Below are 19738 nucleotides of genomic sequence, written 5' to 3'. Positions count from 1 at the left end.
TTGCAATACCTATATAATTTTATATAAAACATAAAGGATAAGCGTAGGCATTAGACTACTTTTAATACATTGACAGCATTAGAAAGTTCAGTCATTCTTCCTACACAAAGACTCCTGGGGTGCTTCTTAGACAGGTCGTGTTGAAGTTGCTACTATTAGTTTAATTTGCTATAATCAAAAAACTACGTAAAAACGTAGTTTTCTACATACCTATTTAATTTCTTAATTTTTCAATTTCTTCTATCCTTAACCCTGTAGCTTTTGATATATTTTCTACATTCATGTTCATTGATAATAAATTTTTTGCTATTTCAATTTTATCTTCTTTAATAATTTCTTCTTCATTTTTTCTAACTTCTTTTTCAGTTTCTTTCCTAATCTTTTGTTTCATTTCCTCTATCATAAAAGCATTATTAGCAACCATCTTTTCCACTCCCTCTTTATTAGCTTCTAATATTTCAACTGCATTTTCCGCTATTGCTTCATCAACAGTATTTTTAATCCAATTTTTTAATATTATTTTTTCTCTATCCGTCAATCTATTAAATTTCAATGCCACAGCCTTTAATCTATTAAAAAATTCTAATGGCTCTACTTTTTGATCTAATAGAAATATTGCTGATGAAATATTATTATTACCAATTAGTTCTTCCTTAGTATATTGATGGTTTACATCAAATAATTCATACTTGAAATTTACTATATTCTCTCCAAATAATTCACTCTTATTTACTATATCTTTAAAATATCTTGGTGCAGTCCACGTCCTCTTGGCATTGTATAAAACAATAGGAACTACTGCTGGTACATTAAATCCTTTTTTATTTTTCTTATCTTCTTTATTTAAGTTTTTAATATACTCCCTAAGGATTTCATTTATGTAAAAGAATAATCGGAGTGGCATTCTATAATCTACACTTGATTGAAATTCTAGTAATATATAAAATATAACTTCTTTTCCATCAATGTTAGCTTTATATACAATGTCAGATTCATTTTCTTCATAATCTGATAATATGTATTCTTTATCAACTAAAACTAGATTCTCTTCATTTAAATCCTTAGCCCATGGTGCTTTAAGCATTTCTTTAACAAGATCTAAAAAAACTACTTTATTAGAATACAAATCTTTGTAAGACCGGTCATGTATATTATTCATGGCCTTTTTATAACCCATTCTCTTGCCTCCATTATAGCATAAATTTAGTTTTGAGTACTCAATTCTCTATATTATAATTATTTCCAATTTCATAAATAATATACGTACATAAGTTCTTTTTATATTTCTTTAGGTGTAGGGAATCTACATGTTTTTTGATTTTTCTTTCTCAATTCCTTTATCATTAAATATACATGATTATCCATTAAGCAATAGCAAATTAGCTGGTAATTATGATTACCATAGTAACTTAATGCTTCCTCTATCACTGCTCAATAATATTGAAAATCTTCATCATCTCTAAAAATATGATTTCTGTGATTACCTCTTGCTGTAATGTGGTTTAATTTCTTTTTTCGCAATTTACATTACCCTAAAATGTATTCTTTAATTTTTGCTTGACAAAAAAGCACTGCACCAAATATATAAATTTAGTACAATGCTTATATATGGAAAATTATATTTCCCTCGGGGGTGTTTCTGAGACAGGTCGTGTTGAAGTTGCTATTGCTTTCCACTTTATCACGTCTCAACTTTTTTTAAATATACTATACTTAAAAAATCACATCATTAATATCATCATTTACTTGATTAATATAATATTCTTTTACTGATTCTTGCCACTTATCATTATTTTTTTTAAATTTAATTCCTCTCTTACGTCCATTAAAGCTCCATACTCCAGATAGAGTGAAAATAACACCCAAATGACTGGCTAATTGAGCGTCTCCTACCTTCCATCCTAATGACTGAAAAAGATATTTACCAAGACCATCTTTTTCAGAACCATTGTTAATCTTTTCAATGTTATTTGCAAGATCTACCCATTCTTTACCTTCCATAAAATTATCTATCTTTTCTAAATCTGCTTTACTTATTACTATAGAGGTAATATCCTTAAATCCTTTAAATTTCCTTTTAACTACTATATTAAGTTTTTCATCAACCCTCCACCAAAAACTTTTTGCCTTCCCACCAAATGTCGTAGAATAAATCCACTCAATATCTGTAACAGCTTTATTAAAATTATCTTTCACAATTTTAATAGATTTCTCTTTTTTACCTACAGCTACATTAGACTGTTTTAAATGCTTACCATATGCCCATAAACCTCGGTCTAATTTCCAATAATCTATATTCAACTCAGTTAATAAATCTTTAAAGAACTCATTATATTTAAAATATTCATTCCAGTCATTTATCGCAAGATTAGAGATTTCTTTTCCCTCAGATATCATGAATTTATATGTTCTATAAACATGTTGGTCATAAAGCGGATATACTTCAGGATAAAAACAATGCACTACAAATATAGCCCAAATGAAGCCGAAACCCTTTCTAGATTCGAGTTCTGTTACAATGCTTGGCTTTTCTTTTGGAAACCCTAAGGGTACTTTGTTCTTTAATTCTTCTTGATTGTTTGAAACATAATTCCAAACATCATAGCCTACTGGTGTACTGTCTTTCCACCTCTTTGTATAATCATAAGAAAAGCCTTCTTTATCCTTGTAAGCACTTCCTTTTTCATCGATTCGTATACTTCCTGTTTTCCAGGCTCCCATTAGAGAAAACTTTTTGGTCTCCTCTCTACCCTCTACAACTAAATCATTATAAATTTGAGTTGGATATTTGATACTATCATAATTATCAATCCATTTTATTAAATCTTCTTTTAATATCAAAACTTATCACTTCTCTACATTTATTTATGAGGAGTACTTCTTTAAAAATTACTAGGAATTTTTTTAGATCTCGGAGGTCTCTCCTACAAAAGCACCTTAAAATATAATTCTCAAAAGAAATTAAATGAAAACAAATTAGAACTTTTAAAATTTATATATAATAATGCTTAACTATTTAGTTTGTAACAAAAAATATAACAGCATCTTAATGCTGTCATATTTTATGCTTTATTTCCTTTTAAAACTTGATCTATTGTTTTAACAGTATCTCCAGTTCTTTTCCAAACTGCTCTATTCTCATGTATTGTTGCTTCTTTGTCAAGTTCAAACACTCCTTTAAAACGATATAATACCATTCCTAATGAATCTTTTGCATAGGTAAAAACATAACGTATATTGCGCTTCTGATTAATCCATTTATCAACGAATTCTTTATTTTTTATGGAATCTTCATTCGTCTCATATATTATAGTTTCATTTTCAACTAATATATTTATCCATTCTTTTCGTGCATGCATTTTAGGGAACCATATAAATACATCATCATAAGTTGGATGATTTTCTCCGCCAGTCCATGAAGATTTATAGTAAATACCAAAGCACTTTAGCGCCTCTGTTTGTTTTCTAAATGCTGCATTATCTTCAAGTGAAATAAATCCTTTCTTAATATAACGTTCTGGTGAATATTCTTCTTCAATATCCCATGACTCAAACTCTGAATATTTCATTTTATTCTTAATTATGCTAATTATCTCATCACATTGTTTATGAATATCATCTATTCCTACAGTTACGTCTACTCTATAAATCTGACAACCAATAGCTTGTATTACATCTTTTTCACTTTGACTATCAGCTTTTACATGGGATTCTATTTTATGCTGTGCTTCATCAACCTCAATTCCAATATTAAATTGTGGTAAATATGCATCTAATAAAGCGCATCCATCATCTCTTATAACATATTGTTGTGTTATCATTTTTATATCAGTAGAATTAATACCATGCCAAATTCGTGTTAAAACATAATTTTCAAATCTTTTGTTATGTGTTCTTTGAAATTGTCTAGTAATAAATTCCGATTTACTTATTTCCCCCATTAACCTATACCTCATTTTCTTATAATTCTTATGTAACTAATATTATTTATTGCGGTTTCATAACATTCAGAACACAATTCTGAAATAGCTCCAATATTTTTAGGAACTTGTCTATGAAAAATAGGCGGATTAATCCTTTTAGCCAATTCATTATATTCAAAATTCATTTCTCTATTTTTGACTGTTAATACTAGGTTGGTTAAAGGCAGTAAATCCTATAAATTTACTGCCTGAAAATATCTATTATTCATTACTATGTTTAACTTTTTCTATCTCCTTTACTGAAACTCCAGTTAATTTACAAATTGTATCATAATCCATACCCATTTTTATAGCATTTTTAATTATCTCAATTTTTTCTTTCTCAATTCCTTGTTGTTCCACTAATGGATCATATAAAGTTTTAGTCATACGCTTTACCTCCTCTTCAATCTTTACATCTTTAAAATATCTACTATTTAAATATTCAATTAAGTTTTGTACTGTAAGAAGCATTATATGAAAATCTGATCCTTCTATTAATTTATCTTTAAACAACTCATCACAAGTGTATGCTATAAGTTTAGCACTTTCTATGGCTTCATATAAGTGTTCTTTTAATATTTCTTCTTTATTCTCTTTATTGCTGTCAATTATATTTTGCAATTCTTTTCTTAACTTGAAAAGTTGCAAAGGAATAAAAGGATACATTCCTTTTAATTTTAAATCATTAATATCATATTTCCAGTATTTGATCACTGGAACAGAGTATTCAATTTCTTGATTATTCGGGAAAATTATTGTCATATTTAGTACATCTTTAATATTTTTATTTTCTTCCATATATATTACTCTTTGCTTTGGAAAATATAAAACTGTTTTTTCATTTCCTTCAGTTCTTGCAACTTCTTTTGCATAATTAAATCCATATTCAAAAGTTCTTATCACCATATTATTATCATTTTTAATCTGAAACTCTATATGATAATAATGTCTTTTATTGTTAGCTCTTTCAGTAAATTTAGTCAAGAAATCTGCTCTAATTAAATCTATTGATGGAATTTCTTTATCTTCATAATTTTCTTTAGGAAATTCCTTATTTTTCATCGATATTTCAACTTCATCTTCCATAAAATTCTCATCAAATATTCCATTAAGCAATCTTAACAAAACACCATTTGAAGTTGTAAATAGAGCTTTTATAATCTCATCAAGTCTTATTCTTTCATTTCCTTCTGCCAATGCTCTCACTACTTTCTTCTAATTTTAAACTGTTTTTATGTATATTTCAATATAGAATAAATTTAGTTTGAGTACTCATTTCTCTATATTATAATTATTAACCTTATCTTCATATCTTATACGTACATTAGTTCGATAGTTCATAATATATTTTCACATAAAAATAAGAGTCTATATTATAAACTCTTATTTAAATCCAATCTTTTAACCATAGTTCATAGATTTCCTAATTGGATACACACATTTTTATACTAAATATTTTCTGCATCACACCCTAGGTTTTCTATTAAATTCTTCTCTAGAAAAATCATATAAACTCCCATAATGCTATACTATAATCATTTCCAATTTCTATCTATTTATTAAAATTTAATATTTCGTATTTTACTGTAAATATTATTAAATTACCCATTTATCAAAAAAATCCCAGTCCTTAATCTTACCGTCATTATAAAGTAAATCTAAATATATTCCATCACCTTTCCCTACTGTATAAATAGCCTTTGCAGAATTAAGTTTTTTACTAATTGATTTATCTTTCACTAAATTAAACATATTATTAATTCCAATCCCATATTCTTCAGAAACAAAGCCAACTAAATATATATCTATACAACTAGCTCCAATATCTTCACCATATAACTTTAGAATATTGTCTTTAATAATACTAGGCCACTCATTCTTTTTTGATTCAATAAGTTCATTAATAACATTATCAATTTTATAAGCCTCATAGCTTCTTTTCTCCCATGGTTTAAGTTTCTCAAACTCCCAATTATTTTCTTCAAGCTTGTTTAACATATTTTTAAGATTACAAACTGTAGGTATGACTTTTACAAATATGTTTCTTTGTCTGAAAACTATAGGTAAATCTATTTTTTTGTTAAAATTCATAGTTTCATGAATTTCCCCAGATGATATTCCCTTTTCATTAGAATTTGCCAGCAAATTATTTATATGGCTAGACATTTCCTCTTTTAGTCCAAGAACTCTTTCCTTGTCCTTTGATAAAGATACATCCTTTCCTCTTGATTGAAATTTACTTACTGGATTTATCTTTTGTGAATACTTACTTACAAATTCACAAATTCCTTGCAGTTCTTCTTCTAAAAACTTATCTGGATTCGCTAACATATATCCTACCTGCCAAAAATACATATCTATTAATTTCATAGGTGGATAATTTATACCATCTTTTTTAAATAACATTCTACATTTTTCAAAATCGCTTTCAAAATCATAATAAAAATCTACTAAATCCTTTATTGAATCCTCACACAATTTTGTGTTTTTAAATCCATGACTTTTCATAGCTTCCACAAAATATCTATCATAAGCTGGAACTATACCATAAACACCTAAAAGTATTTTAGATGCTAATGTATCCGTAACTGAGACTCTAGTTTCAATCCCATTAATTATTTTAATATTATCTTCATAAGCTTTTATAGTATCATCTATCAAGGTATTTAATCCTTCAATATCATCTTTATTAATTGGTAATCCTTGCATAGATGAGTAGTATTTTTTATATTTATCATTCATTACAACATTCTCGATAAAATATTTATGTATTCTATAATCTTTCTGTAATAAAAAAGTCCCGCCTCTCATCATTCCCCAACTAGCTAAATAAAAAGCTAATTGTAAACATGAATTGTCAAACAAATTCTCATCTGCTAGGTTTCCCTTATGTGCAATAAAAAAATTATTACAATGCTCCCATGACTTAAAACGATGATGTGTATCTCTAACAGATAACAAATGATATTTGGATATAATTTCGTATATCAATATATTCTCCCCCTCGTCAACTTATATTTTGATTATATCACCTATTATATTACATCACTTTGTATAATAAAGATTACTTTGAAAACTTCCCTTTTACCTCATAAAAATATTACTTATTTAATTTACTTTGTTTTTACTATTTATAAGTTTTTCGTTAAAATTCTTGCTTAGTGATAAATATAATTTTCTATAATCAAAAAACTATGTAAAAACGTAGTTTAATACATACCTATTTAATTTCTTTTTTCGCAATTTATATTAATCTAAAATGTATTATTTAATTTTTGCTTAACAAAAAAGCACTGCACCAAATATATAAATTTAGTACAATGCTTATATATGGAAAATTATGTTTCCCTTGGGGGTGATTCTGAGACAGGTCGTGTTGAAGTTGCTATCAAAATTTTAAAAATATCAGCTCTTTCTATTTTCTAAAAAACTACGAGAAATCTTCCTTTAATAACCTAATCTGATTTTTATTAAGTGTCTTCACTAACTCAAGTTTATCTTCATATTCTTTACTATAAAATACCTCACCAGATAATAAATTAATAAGCATCGCAATAACAGCACGATATAGTGCATCTTATACTAGCATCTTTAAGAACTTCTTTATATTTAAAATCATAAGTTTTGCAATGATACTCAAACAAAGCTTTATCATCACTTAGGTAATTGTTTCTCCACAGCTTTCTTTAAGTTAATTATAATCTCTGCAATCCTTTTTGCCTCTTTTACATAATTATCTTTAAGTTCAACGCAGTTAGCTGAAAAATGCTTAAAATCATATTTATATCCATTTGCATCCATTATATTTTCCCATAAAAGACTGACACTTGATGATCGTCTTATTTCTCCAAATACTTTTTCCAAAGCACTACTACACTTTTTGAATATTTCACTATGATTCTTTTCAATTTCTTCTTTATTAATAAAAGTTATTGATCCATCTTTATCTTTTTTAATAAAACAAAAGTAGTAATATAATGTGTCTGTAATTTCTATCCCTAGTATAAAATTAATTGCTTCAGCATCATGTGAATGATTTTCTTCTATCTTATAAATCTGTTTAGGAATTGAACTTCCCTTATAATAAGACTTTACTTCTTCTCTATCATATTTAATTAGATTAACTTCACTACTTATCAATAATTTATTTAATTCATCCATAAAATTCAAAAGAACTTCTGTCTTTACTTCATTTATGCTATTAGCTATAGTAATTGCTGCCATTAAATCATCGCCATTTTTAATAAGGTTCTTCATAGCTTCTGCCATTTTTTCTTCACCTACCAATTTTTGAATAAGATATAAATATTGTTTTATGAAATTGTAAGGAGCCATATTTTCATTAGTTGCAGCTAAACATGCCTTTAACCAATTTAATATATGAACCTTAAAAGTTATACATTTAAAATATCTCCTATCTATACCCTTTGCACTTTGATCTGACGGATCTTTTTCATTTAGAGTTAAATAATATATTAAATAATTAGAATTTATACCTTTTGAATACTCCTCATATCTAAAAAGCTGTTTATCTTGGTCTCTCGCATCAATTTTCATCTCAATTGCTATACACATTTTTTCACATTTAAGAAAAAAATCAATTCTTCCGTTTTCAAAAATCCATTCCCTTTCAACGGCCCAAGAATAAGTTAAAAAATTTTTAGATATCCCAATTTCTGCTAAGAATAGCTTAAGATATGTATCACCCATACCATGGATTCCTTTAGGATTTAATAAAGCATATATCATATTAGAATGGGTAAATACTTCATCTCTCTCAATATTTAATGTGGTAAAAATATTAAAGCCAATATCATTTTGTTTTTTGGCTAAGCTATTTGCTTTTATTATTTTATCTGCCTCTTTTATTAGGGTTGCTTCTCTAAGTAAGTTATTTTTATTCATGGCTTTTTAACTCCCTTTTATGAATTGAATTATTATAAAATATAACTTCAGCCTAATGAATCTTTATTTCCATTTAAAAATTCCTCCAAAGAAACAATGCATTCATCATATAAGCCATAGCCCATATATGATGCTTTTGCAATTTTAACACTTGCTATTTCACTTAACTCTTTATATTCATGTGATTGGATTATACTCTTTAGCTCACTTTCAAGGATACTTTTTGCCGGTTTGTGGTTTGCAAAGAAAAATATAAATTCTGGCTTAATTTCATTATTTATAGAAATATTCTTATCTATTCCTGAAATTAACCCTAATTCTACTTTTTGATTAAATATATCTTCTATTTCTTTATAGATTGTATCCATCTTTTGGGGTTCATTTACAAATCCATATATATCGTTAATATGTTTCTTAATACCCGAATCGCCTTTAACAGCAGCATCACCATATTTCATCTCAATAAATGCTAAACCTACGCTACTTTTCTTTCTAGCTTGAGATTTTGATAACCACTTAATTCCAACTATATCAAATCTACTTTTATTTTCAGAATCTGCATATTCAATATCGCAAATATAATAATCTGTATCGTTAGCAATTTTACTATAATTGTTTTCTCTAAGTATTAACTGCTGATATTCTCTTTCTAATTTTGGGTGCTTGCAAAACCATGTATCCATTTCATATTTAATAAATGGAATATTATCTATCCAGCCTTTATAATCATCATCCCTTAGATTTTTCAAAATATCTTTATATTTTGAAGAATCCTTTTTATTACAGTACTCTAAATTAAAATATACTTTATATTTACTTCTATCCTTAAAAATCTCGAACATATTTCCACCGCGATAATAAATATTTAACTTATTATCTCTTATTTCAAGACATAATGTGTCATCATCTTTAACAGCTTGTAAAAAGTCTTTTAGAATTCCTTCCTTTAAATCTTTTATGAAATCTGTATCTAATCCTCTCATACTTTTTTCCTCCAATTACAAAATATTACTCATAGTTATATTTTATCATAAAAAAGTAGAAGATTAATTCAATCTCCTATTTCTTATTTCATATATAATGAATTCTTCTGATTAACTAATACTCCATTTTCTTCAATTTCCTTTATTCCAATTTGACGGCTAAATGAATTTATTCTCTCTTTAAAGTAATTTCTAAGATTCTCATTCTCGCACCATATATAACATCCTTTAAGCCCTCTTGTCATAAGTATTCTATAAGTGTTTTTAATAAGCTGATCACTTATTTTAAGAGCTTTTTCCTTATCTTCTTTGTATAACTTTTTAACTCCATTTAAGCTCTTATCTGTTTTTGCTCTCTTAAAAAAGTCTGTTACAATCTTTCCATTTTCAAATCTTAAATCAGTTCCTATTATTACTCCAACATAATCAAATTCAAGACCTTGGCAGGTATGGATGCAGCCACATTCATTTACTGATTCTTTATCAATTGCCCAAGTTGAACTATTGCTTAAATTCCATTTCATTTTAAAATCATACTCTGGAAATTCTATATCATACTTACTATAATTTTCTTTCTTTTTAGTTGCCCACTCATAGCAATATCCTGCAGCTAATCTAGATTTATTATTTATTTGATTTTTTTCTTCTATGGCTTGTCTCATTTCACTTGGATTTTCAAATACTTTAAAATCAAAGTCAAATTCAAAGCCATCGAAATTACCAGTTTCTCTGATTTCTAACATATCATCAAGCCATGAAATATATCCATCAGACCCATTACACCTAAATTGAGATATAAGTTTTAATTTTCTAGCTTTAACATCTAAAACTTTTGCATGTTTTTCAATTTCTTCAATGCTGCCTATATCATCCATAGTAACCCTTTGATCATTATCAACAAAAAATATAGATACTTTAGCACTATTCATTATCTCTTTAATTTGATTTTCGCCCATATTTTTAAACATACCAGATTTAGCATTTAGCCTATGGGCTTCATCTACTACTAAAACATCAATTTCATTTTCTTCAGTTTCAGTATAAATTCCTGATCCATTAAATAAATTATTTATGTATTTTTGAGTATAATTACCTTTAAGCTTTTCACAATATACGTATCTTGGCGCAGCATTTTTAGTTACATACTGACAATTTAGATTCATGTTGCATATCTTAACTAAAAGATTAATTGCAAGAACAGATTTGCCTGTACCAGGCCCTCCCTCAACAATTATTGTCTTCTTAGTCCCATTTTTAATACAATCACGAACAGTTCTCATAATACTTTCAAACGCAACCTTTTGATCATCAATCATGATAAATTCTTCATTCCCATCAATCATAACCTTAAGTGCATCTTGAAGTGATTTTGAAGGTCTAATCTTGCCACCTTCAATATAATAAATACCCTTTCCTTGATCGGGCTTTTTCACATATTTACAGATAAATTCCCTAAGTTTTATAACATCACCCTTTGTATAAGCTGGCGCTTTATGTAACCAATTCTCATAAACCTGATTTTCAAGAGGATCATTTTCTTCTTTCTTTATATAATTATGTAAATAAGCACAAGGATGTAATTTTATATTGTTCTTTTCAACTGAATCATTATAATCTTCAATTAAGCTGGCATATGACCAAGCTTGGTAAGATGGATGTGATGTCCTTCTCTTACTTCTATTAATAACTGTTTTAACAATGGCATCTTCATCTGTTACTTCTTCTAATTCACTCCATTGCTTAAGTTCAACAATAATTACATTTTCTGTGTCTGTTTCATCAAGTCCAGTTAAAATAAAATCAACTCTCCTAGAAGTTGCAGGAATCCTATATTCAATTGCAACTCCACATTCATCTGGGATTTCATCAGTGCTAAGTGCCTTAAACATATAAAGCATAGAATTATCCCAAGCTCTGAATTCATTTTCTCTAGACTTTCCTATTTTATTCTTGTACTCTCTATCTATTAAAATACTAATTTCATCATTAGTAACATGTTTCATAAAATCTCTTTTGCTAGCCTCATATACAATCATTTTAAGTTCCCCTTTTTATAAATGTGAAATAATCTTGGTTGCAGAAAAGTTCTGCATTGTGGCATATCCACTCTTTTTATAGGTGATAAGATCCGTATTGCAGCATAGCTGCTCTTTTTAGAAGTGCATAGCTGCTTTTATAATTGTGTGTATTTCTTACTGTTACCTTTTGCTTTTTCAACAGGATATTTCTTTTCATTTTTATCCATTTTGCTATTTATAATATCTTCTAAATCAACACCTAAAGAATCAGCCATTTGTATACAATAAACCATAACATCTGCAAGTTCTTCTAATACATGTTCTTTATTATAATTTTTATCATCCCATAAAAATTCTTCTAAAAGCTCTCCTGCTTCAATTGAAATTGCTTTTGATAAATTAGCAGGTGTATGAAACTGGCTCCAATCTCTGTCATTTCTGAATTTTCTGATTCTATCTATTGTATCTTTCATGATTACCACTCTTTCTATGTTTTCCCAATATTTTATATTTATTATAACATATATAATAATTGATTTTACTACTTTTCTGTTCATAAAATTCACTTCCATGAAATTTAGTGGAAACACCGATTTGCTCTAATAATAGCAAGTTCAGTCAGTCTTCCTTCACAAAGATCCTGTGGGTGCTTCTAGATATGTCGTGTTTAAGTTGCTAAAAAATAACTCTAGGAATTTAATTTAAATCATTAATTTCTATTATAAAACTTCAATGCCCTCATCTTTCATAGGTTCAAGAATATCCTCATCAAGCATGCTTATGTATGTAACTGCTTTTAGTTTTTTCAATTTTTTATATCCTTCAATACTGTTAATCTCAAAATAATCATCTTCCCCATCCCAATCAGGACATATATAAAAATAGATTTCATTCCCTCCATCAAAACATATTTCTGTAACTTGATTCAAATCATTATCTTCAATTTTTAATATTTCGAAATATTCAGCAATTTCTTCAATCGGACTTTCATCTTCGTATATTTCAAATGTATCACAATATTTTTTCTTTAAAGTTTCTAGTTCATCACTAAATGATGTTTTTTTATCCAATAATGCATCTATAACTGCCAATTTAAAATTATAATCCTCAAATAATCCTGTTTTATCTTTATATTCATTTCTCATAATCCAGTCTCTCCTTTAAAATTACTATATAGTTTTTATTTTAATATACCACTGAACCTTTAGTTGGAATTTTCATATTTTTTTTATGTTCTTTAAAAATCTTAGAAACTGCAGTTACAGCAAAATAACCTACTTGATCATCTCCATTTGCCAGCTTGTTTTCATGCCATTCATATCTGCACTCTTTTATAATATTAACTTCTTTATTAGTAAAAACTTCCGATAAAATCTTATTTCTTTCTAGTGCTTCAATCGCTATTTCAATTAATCCATCATAGTCTAATAATTTAATAAGTTCATATTCTTTGTTTATATTTGCTCCAGAATACCCATAAGTAATTTTCTCTTTATCTATACTTACTAATTTATAATAAACTTCTATTCCTCTGCTCATAAATTCACTCCATTTTATTAAATTATTTTGGTAATGTTCGAACATAAATAATTTGTTGAAGCTCGAATTACAATAAATATGTTATAATCTCCAAACATCTATAAATTATTTAATTATCATTGTATTAATTTATTATATCATCCAGTTTATTACACCTCAAATAATTCTTTAATTTATTGCCTTAATACCTTAATTAAGTACTAAAAACACTAATACTATAAAATATTAGTGTTTTAATCTTAACTTGCTTTGTTATAAATTATATTTCTAGCAAGTTCAGTCATTCTTTCTTCACAAATACCCTTGGGAGTACTTTTGAAGTCCGAGGGCTGAGGTTGCTATTACCAACTCTAACGCAATTGTGATTATTAGGATTAGAAAAAGGCAGTAAACCTATTTTTTATAAATTTACTGCCTAAAATGAAATATTATAAAAACGATTATTATGTTCATAGTTAATTTTTTACTCTTATTTTAGCTACTTCTTCTACGCTTAATCCTGTTTTTAATGCTATTGTTTCATTATCTAAAATATCCATTAAATTTTTAGCAATTTCAATTTTGTCCTGTTTTCTAAGTTCTCTTTCTTGTTTTCTAGTTTCTTTCTCAACCTTTTCTTTCATTTCCTCTATCATAAAAGCATTATTAGCAACCATCTTTTCCACTCCTTCTTTATTAGTATCTAATATTTCAACTGCATTTTCTGCTATAGTTTCATCTACAGTATTTCTAATCCAATGTTTAAGTATCATTTTTTGCGTATCTGTCAATTTATTAAATTCAAGTGCTACAGCCTTTAATCTATCTAAAAATTCTAATGGCTCCACTTTCTGATCTAAAAGAAATATAGCTGATGTAATGTTATTATTTTTTATTAAGTCTTCTTTAGCATATTGATGATTTACATCAAAGAGTTCGTATTTGAAATTTACTATATTCTCTCCAAAAAGTTCGCTCTTATTTACTATATCTTTAAAATATCTTGGTGCATTCCATTCTCTAGTGGCATTATATAAAACAATTGGAATTACTGCAGGTACATTAAAACCCTTTTTGTTTTTCTTATCTTCCTTTTTTAAGTTTTTAATGTGTTCTCTAAGTATTTCATTTATGTAAAAAAATAATCTTAGTGGCATTCTATAATCCACACTTGATTGAAATTCTAATAGTGTATAAAAGATAACTTCTTTACCATCAATATTTGCTCTATATACAATGTCTGCTTCATTTTCTTCGTAATCTGATAATATGTATTCTTTATCAACTAGAACTAAGTTTTCTTCTTTTAAATCCTTAGCCCATGGTGCTTTAGCATTTCCTTAACTAAATCTAAAAACACTTCTTTATGTGAGTATAAATCCTTGTAAGACCTGTCATGTATATTATTTATGGCCCTTCTATGACCCATTCTATTTCCTCAATTATAGCATAAATTTAGTTTTGAATACTCAATTCTCTATACTATAATTATTTCCAATTTTATAAATAATATACGCACATTTGTTCGTCAACCTATGCTATATTTTTGCATGAAAAATAAGAGTCCGAAATGAACTCTTATTTAAATACAATCTTTATTAAACATAGTTTACGGTTTCTTAATTGGATACACACATTTTTATATTAAATATTTTCTGCATTACACCCCTAGGTTTTCTATTAAATTCTTCCCTAGAAAAATCATATGAACTCCCATTGTGCTCTACACTTATTTTGTCATCTTTTATACGAATCTTCATTCCTTCTATGGAAAAACCCTCAATGCTACTGTTCTTATTTATATTCCCATCAATTTCTGTCTCAGTAAAAGAGCTGATCCGCTTTAATTCTTGCCATAATCTATATTCTTCTTTCGATTTAATGCAAAGTTCAGTTACGACTCCAGCATTATTAAGTAAGAATTCTGTAGTATATATCACCTTTAGAACTTGATAGCCTTTTACTTCAATTTTTCTGTTTAACTGCTTCCATTCTTCTATTTTGAAAATATAGTAGTCTTCTTCAGAATCATTTGGGATTTCCTTAATCTTATTTCTTTTCACAACTTTTATATCAACTATCTTGCCATAATAGTTTATACCAGCATAACCAACAAATTGTTTCTTTGATTGTGCCAATGCTACAAATTTAATATTATGCTCTGCTAGATTTATATTGCTGCATTTAGTGTGATAAAACTTGCCTTTTAGATTTATTTCAAATTGCTCTTTATTTCTTAAAGCTCCAACAAGAACTGTTCTATCTTTAAAGTATTCATCTTTTATATAATTATCGCGTCCTAATGATTCTAATGATCTTTCAAAGGTTGAGTAAGATGATTCATTTATTAATTTATCTAAAAACTCTTCCATAAGTACTGTAGTTGATGGAAGAAAGGGAATCCCACCTATATTTACTTCTTCTATACTCTTGTAGAAGTCATGATTTTTGTATTCTTGCTCAGCTTTATATGGAAATAGTACAAAGGCTCCAAAAATACAGTTATCGTAGACTTGCGTTTTATTATTTTTATATACTATGGCATCCCTGTATCTGTGCATTGTATTTATATCCTCTTCCTTAGGTCCAATGCCACCATAATTTTTCTGATATTCCTTTGATGTCTCTATCTTATATTTTGCATCAAATACAAATTCGTATGCCTTATCACTACCTATTTTATTTATAGCTAATAAATTATCTGGCTTTTGTGTTATTGTTTTGCTTCCAACATTTCTAGAATCTGCTTTACTGGATTTAATGGAGTTATAGCAGACTTTGAAGGTTTCTTTTGTTTTTGTATTTTCATATACTAATGTTGAAGTTACACCTTTTTTTAGTGAAACAAATATTCCATCTCTATTAACTGTTATAAAGTCTGAACTTATTAGCTTATATCTCTTTCTAAGTAATGAATTTATTTTTATAAAGCACCAATACTCATATAGTAAACTAAGTTCTTTCATTGATAAGGAAAATATATTGCTATTAATGCTAAGTCCCTTTTGCAGCATTAAATAATATTTATAAATTTCTCTATATCCACTTGCCATATTAAAAACTAAGGATATGGATGTATTTCTATAGTCGCTCTCTACATCTTTTAGAAATGAAGTTTTTAGTTTAGTGTTTATTGCTTTTTTCATGGTGCTTAATTTATTTATAATATGATCATCTTTTTTCCAAGGTGTGGCACAATAAGTTCTTATGAAACTATCTATCTTTTCAATTATCTTTATTAAAATAAACTTTAGAAATCTATTTTCCTTTGTGTCTAATGTTACTTTTTTTGTTACTTGCAACGCCTCTGTTGGTAGGTATATGCCATCTACATTCTTTAATAAATGTGGTCTTTTCTCTAGCCATTTTATTGTATCCATGCTTGTATTTTTTAGGCTTTGATATTTACATACCCTACTATCCTTTATTAACTCATGATGAGGTTTTGATAATACTATAGTGATGGATTTCATTAAGTTTTCATAAACATAGTTTAGTATGCTGTAAAACTCAGTATAGCTATTTGATTTTTTATTATTTATTTCTGTGCTTAGATAAGTTCTACTTAAAAATCCATAAGCTAAATTATATATTTCCTCATTAACATCTTTTAATATAGCTTTATAATCTTCTTTATAATCAATTTTACTAGGCAATACTTCTATAATTATTTTCATATGAGTATTTCCATTGACCATTACATAAAGATCAGAATAACCTATATCTCCTCTGAAATTAATTATCCCACTTATGATATTTCCACCTCTACCTGTGGGTGTTACTTTATTTCTTATATTGGGATTTTCATGATAAAACTCTATGGTAGTTTTGTTTTTTCTTTCAATTACTAATTCATAATTAGTGTATTCCTTAAAGTAAAGACACTTATTAATATCTTCTACAAATTCTTTACCTTCTACCATAATAGTAAGTGATTTTGACTCACCACATCCAATAGTTTCTTTGTTTCCCTTAATAGAAAAATAAACTTCTTCTGTCTCAATAAATAATAGCTCAGAATCATTGCCAGAAGGTTGTGAATCCATCTCTTAAGAACCTCCTGATCATATACATAATTTTTTGACTACTTAATTTATATTTACTCGTTTCAGATTCTTTTTCCATAGCTCTAATTTGCTCATCTTCAATATATCCATCATTTTTGTATTTGGTGTTATTTAAAACATTAAATAATTCTACTAATATATCTAGGACTTCCCCACCACTACCACTTATTTTAGGGAGTATCTTTTGAACAATAGAATAATCCATGGCTTGATCAAATGAGAATAACTGATTCTTTACAGCATAGATAACATAAAATACTATTTCATCACGTACTCTATAGGCAAAATGTTGTTGGTACTTTTCAAGTATCTTGTTTATTAGAATTAATTTATCTATAACCTTTGTTGCTATTTCTTTTTCATCTTTGCATTCAGATATTTTTAGGTATTGCGATTTTAAAAAGTCATTATGATATTTTTTCGGTGAAAGCTCATCAAGATATACTTGTTCAAAATTGTATTTTAAATCTACCGTATTGAATTCTATAGTATTAGCTCTATCTAATACTTTTTTACTAAAAGGAAAGGTGGTCTCGTCCATATTTACAGTACCGATTATATATAGATTCTGTGGAATATAAACATCACCATATTTATCATAGGCTCTTTCATCTTTTCCAAATTGAGCTCTGCTTAACAATTTTTGAGTAATAATTTCATCATCATTTATTTTTCTTGTTTCCATAGATGAAAGAATATCACTGAAATAATATTCAACTCTTGCTAAATTCATTTCATCAAGACATAAAAAATAAGGTTTGTCCAAATGCTGCATGGCTTCATAGGCAGCATCAATAATAATACCTGGAACAAATTTATTTTCAATATTTCTGTAACCTAATAAATCTGTTGCATCTGACCAATCTGGTCTAACAGGTATTAATTTAAATCTTTCATTATTTGTATTAGCACCAACTGCTTCAGCAAATAACTCTACTATTTTACTCTTTCCAGTACCTGAAATACCTGAGAGAATAACAAAAGGTTTGGTTATTAAACTAAGATAAAAATTGGCGATTAAGTCTTTTTCATAATAAAAACCTTTGCTTGTTATGTAGTCATAAATATATGTAACTTCTGCATTAATATTATTTATTGTTGCAAATTCATTATCTAAATCATCTTCTAAAATTACTTCATCCTCTAATTCCTCATCTTCTAGTTTACTCTTTGATTTAGGAATTAATTCAAGTATAAAAGTATCTATTTTATCACCTTTATAGAAATCTATATATTCCTGATATTCTGCTGGAATTGTTGAAGGTTTCTTATCATTTTCTTTTTCATATTGAACAATATAGTCATAACTTACTTCTAGTTTTTCCTTTAAAAGTTCTAGCAAAGCTTTATTACTATATCTAAGCTGCATTGTAATTCCAGCTTTCACTTCAGACTTACGCAATGAAACCAATGCTGGAAACTCCTTTTGATTTATAAATAGCTTTACATTTATACTTTTTACTAAAGCTAGCTTATCTGATATGTTACTTTGAAAAACTTTATGATATCTCGCTGGTATTGTCGTTCCATATTTAAAAGTGCTTTTATCTACCGTTTTTCTGCCTAAAAAATTCTCATTTGAGCCATTTATATCAATCCATGAATCTTGTTTATTTTTCTCCATTTATTACACCTACTTTGATTTATCATATGGTAATTATATCACTATTATCTAAACATATGGCAAATACTCCACAAATAAACCAACCTTCTCTCTTAAGCCTTTCCTTTAACTTTACCTCATCTTGTTCTTTTAATAGAAATTCATATAAGTTCTCATCAAATTCTATATCTGTCCACAATCCATCATCATCACATAACATGCAAGATAATTCATAATAACTATTAACATATAAATAATAGTTACAATATAATTCATTCATGATAATATCTTTTACAATCGAAGGATTATTTTTGCAAATTTTATAGATAGCATTAAGTACCATATAACTTTCACTTAAATCTAAATCCATATCTTCTTTTATTTTAACTATCAGCAAATTATAATCTTCATCCTTGTATTTTTCTATAGAATAATCATTATTTATACTAAATTCCATATACGAATCTTTATAATCACTAGCTAATTTGTAGCAGAATATTTCATCAAATGAAGTTGATAATAAATACCTTCTTTTAGCCATCAAATTATTAAATGCCGCTTCCTCATTTTCTCCACAAGAAATACCTATAACCTGTAAATTTTCTATATCCGGTACATCTGATTCTGTATTGGGTTGATATGTGTAGCCTTCATCTGTTAGGAATATGTAATTGTTCAT

At 27.4% G+C, this 19738-nt stretch carries 15 protein-coding genes; all 15 read right to left on the bottom strand.

Annotated features, from left to right (window positions below; genetic code table 11):
* Positions 1-214 precede the first annotated feature (214 nt).
* The gene (locus tag psyc5s11_RS09705; protein ID WP_224037386.1) at positions 215-1177 is read right to left on the bottom strand and encodes an Rpn family recombination-promoting nuclease/putative transposase; all 963 of its coding nucleotides are present in this window, start codon (positions 1175-1177) and stop codon (positions 215-217) included.
* 536 nt (positions 1178-1713) lie between these two features.
* A complete protein-coding gene (locus psyc5s11_RS09700) occupies positions 1714-2841 on the bottom strand; it encodes a hypothetical protein (RefSeq protein ID WP_224037385.1) in 1128 nt (375 codons plus the stop codon).
* 221 nt (positions 2842-3062) lie between these two features.
* Positions 3063-3941, bottom strand: coding sequence for an AbaSI family restriction endonuclease (locus psyc5s11_RS09695; RefSeq protein WP_224037384.1), 879 nt, complete (start codon positions 3939-3941; stop codon positions 3063-3065).
* Between the two features lie 243 nt (positions 3942-4184).
* Complete coding sequence (locus psyc5s11_RS09690) at positions 4185-5171, bottom strand: RpnC/YadD family protein (RefSeq protein WP_224037383.1); 987 nt, start codon at positions 5169-5171, stop codon at positions 4185-4187.
* A 390-nt stretch (positions 5172-5561) separates the two neighbouring features.
* Complete coding sequence (locus tag psyc5s11_RS09685; protein WP_224037382.1) at positions 5562-6956, bottom strand: hypothetical protein; 1395 nt, start codon at positions 6954-6956, stop codon at positions 5562-5564.
* A 663-nt stretch (positions 6957-7619) separates the two neighbouring features.
* Entirely contained in the window at positions 7620-8870 is a 1251-nt protein-coding gene (locus tag psyc5s11_RS09680) for a PDDEXK-like family protein (protein WP_224037381.1), read from the bottom strand.
* Positions 8871-8917: 47 nt separating this feature from the next.
* Positions 8918-9853, bottom strand: coding sequence for a hypothetical protein (locus tag psyc5s11_RS09675; protein ID WP_224037380.1), 936 nt, complete (start codon positions 9851-9853; stop codon positions 8918-8920).
* An 83-nt stretch (positions 9854-9936) separates the two neighbouring features.
* Positions 9937-11889, bottom strand: a complete 1953-nt coding sequence (locus tag psyc5s11_RS09670; protein WP_224037379.1) for a DUF2075 domain-containing protein — start codon at positions 11887-11889, stop codon at positions 9937-9939.
* Between the two features lie 137 nt (positions 11890-12026).
* Positions 12027-12344, bottom strand: coding sequence for a nucleotide pyrophosphohydrolase (locus tag psyc5s11_RS09665; RefSeq protein WP_224038167.1), 318 nt, complete (start codon positions 12342-12344; stop codon positions 12027-12029).
* Positions 12345-12590: 246 nt separating this feature from the next.
* Positions 12591-13016 (bottom strand): DUF6892 domain-containing protein, encoded by a 426-nt coding sequence (locus tag psyc5s11_RS09660; RefSeq protein WP_224037378.1) that lies wholly within the window; start codon positions 13014-13016, stop codon positions 12591-12593.
* Between the two features lie 40 nt (positions 13017-13056).
* Complete coding sequence (locus psyc5s11_RS09655) at positions 13057-13410, bottom strand: hypothetical protein (RefSeq protein WP_224037377.1); 354 nt, start codon at positions 13408-13410, stop codon at positions 13057-13059.
* A 455-nt stretch (positions 13411-13865) separates the two neighbouring features.
* Positions 13866-14660: an Rpn family recombination-promoting nuclease/putative transposase gene (locus psyc5s11_RS09650; RefSeq protein WP_224038166.1), complete on the bottom strand. Its 795-nt coding sequence runs from the start codon at positions 14658-14660 to the stop codon at positions 13866-13868.
* Positions 14661-15008: 348 nt separating this feature from the next.
* Positions 15009-17435: a restriction endonuclease-like protein gene (locus psyc5s11_RS09645; RefSeq protein WP_224037376.1), complete on the bottom strand. Its 2427-nt coding sequence runs from the start codon at positions 17433-17435 to the stop codon at positions 15009-15011.
* Positions 17410-19080: an McrB family protein gene (locus psyc5s11_RS09640; protein ID WP_224037375.1), complete on the bottom strand. Its 1671-nt coding sequence runs from the start codon at positions 19078-19080 to the stop codon at positions 17410-17412. The genes psyc5s11_RS09645 and psyc5s11_RS09640 overlap by 26 nt, the downstream gene beginning before the upstream one ends.
* A gap of 22 nt (positions 19081-19102) precedes the next feature.
* Positions 19103-19738 carry a hypothetical protein gene (locus psyc5s11_RS09635; RefSeq protein ID WP_224037374.1) on the bottom strand — a complete coding sequence of 212 codons (636 nt, stop codon included), beginning with the start codon at positions 19736-19738 and terminating at the stop codon, positions 19103-19105.

The sequence above is a fragment of the Clostridium gelidum genome (assembly GCF_019977655.1).
Lineage (GTDB): Bacteria > Bacillota > Clostridia > Clostridiales > Clostridiaceae > Clostridium > Clostridium gelidum.
The sequence above is the reverse complement of the archived record's forward strand: the minus strand, read 5'-3'. Positions and strand labels throughout refer to the sequence as shown.

Coding starts and splice junctions, on each gene's coding strand:
- psyc5s11_RS09705 (WP_224037386.1), bottom strand. CDS start 1,177: ATGGGTTATAAAAAGGCCATGAATAATATACATGACCGGTCTTACAAA.
- psyc5s11_RS09695 (WP_224037384.1), bottom strand. CDS start 3,941: ATGGGGGAAATAAGTAAATCGGAATTTATTACTAGACAATTTCAAAGA.
- psyc5s11_RS09680 (WP_224037381.1), bottom strand. CDS start 8,870: ATGAATAAAAATAACTTACTTAGAGAAGCAACCCTAATAAAAGAGGCA.
- psyc5s11_RS09675 (WP_224037380.1), bottom strand. CDS start 9,853: ATGAGAGGATTAGATACAGATTTCATAAAAGATTTAAAGGAAGGAATT.
- psyc5s11_RS09670 (WP_224037379.1), bottom strand. CDS start 11,889: ATGATTGTATATGAGGCTAGCAAAAGAGATTTTATGAAACATGTTACT.
- psyc5s11_RS09665 (WP_224038167.1), bottom strand. CDS start 12,344: ATGAAAGATACAATAGATAGAATCAGAAAATTCAGAAATGACAGAGAT.
- psyc5s11_RS09660 (WP_224037378.1), bottom strand. CDS start 13,016: ATGAGAAATGAATATAAAGATAAAACAGGATTATTTGAGGATTATAAT.
- psyc5s11_RS09655 (WP_224037377.1), bottom strand. CDS start 13,410: ATGAGCAGAGGAATAGAAGTTTATTATAAATTAGTAAGTATAGATAAA.
- psyc5s11_RS09645 (WP_224037376.1), bottom strand. CDS start 17,435: ATGGATTCACAACCTTCTGGCAATGATTCTGAGCTATTATTTATTGAG.
- psyc5s11_RS09640 (WP_224037375.1), bottom strand. CDS start 19,080: ATGGAGAAAAATAAACAAGATTCATGGATTGATATAAATGGCTCAAAT.
- psyc5s11_RS09635 (WP_224037374.1), bottom strand. CDS start 19,738: ATGAACAATTACATATTCCTAACAGATGAAGGCTACACATATCAACCC.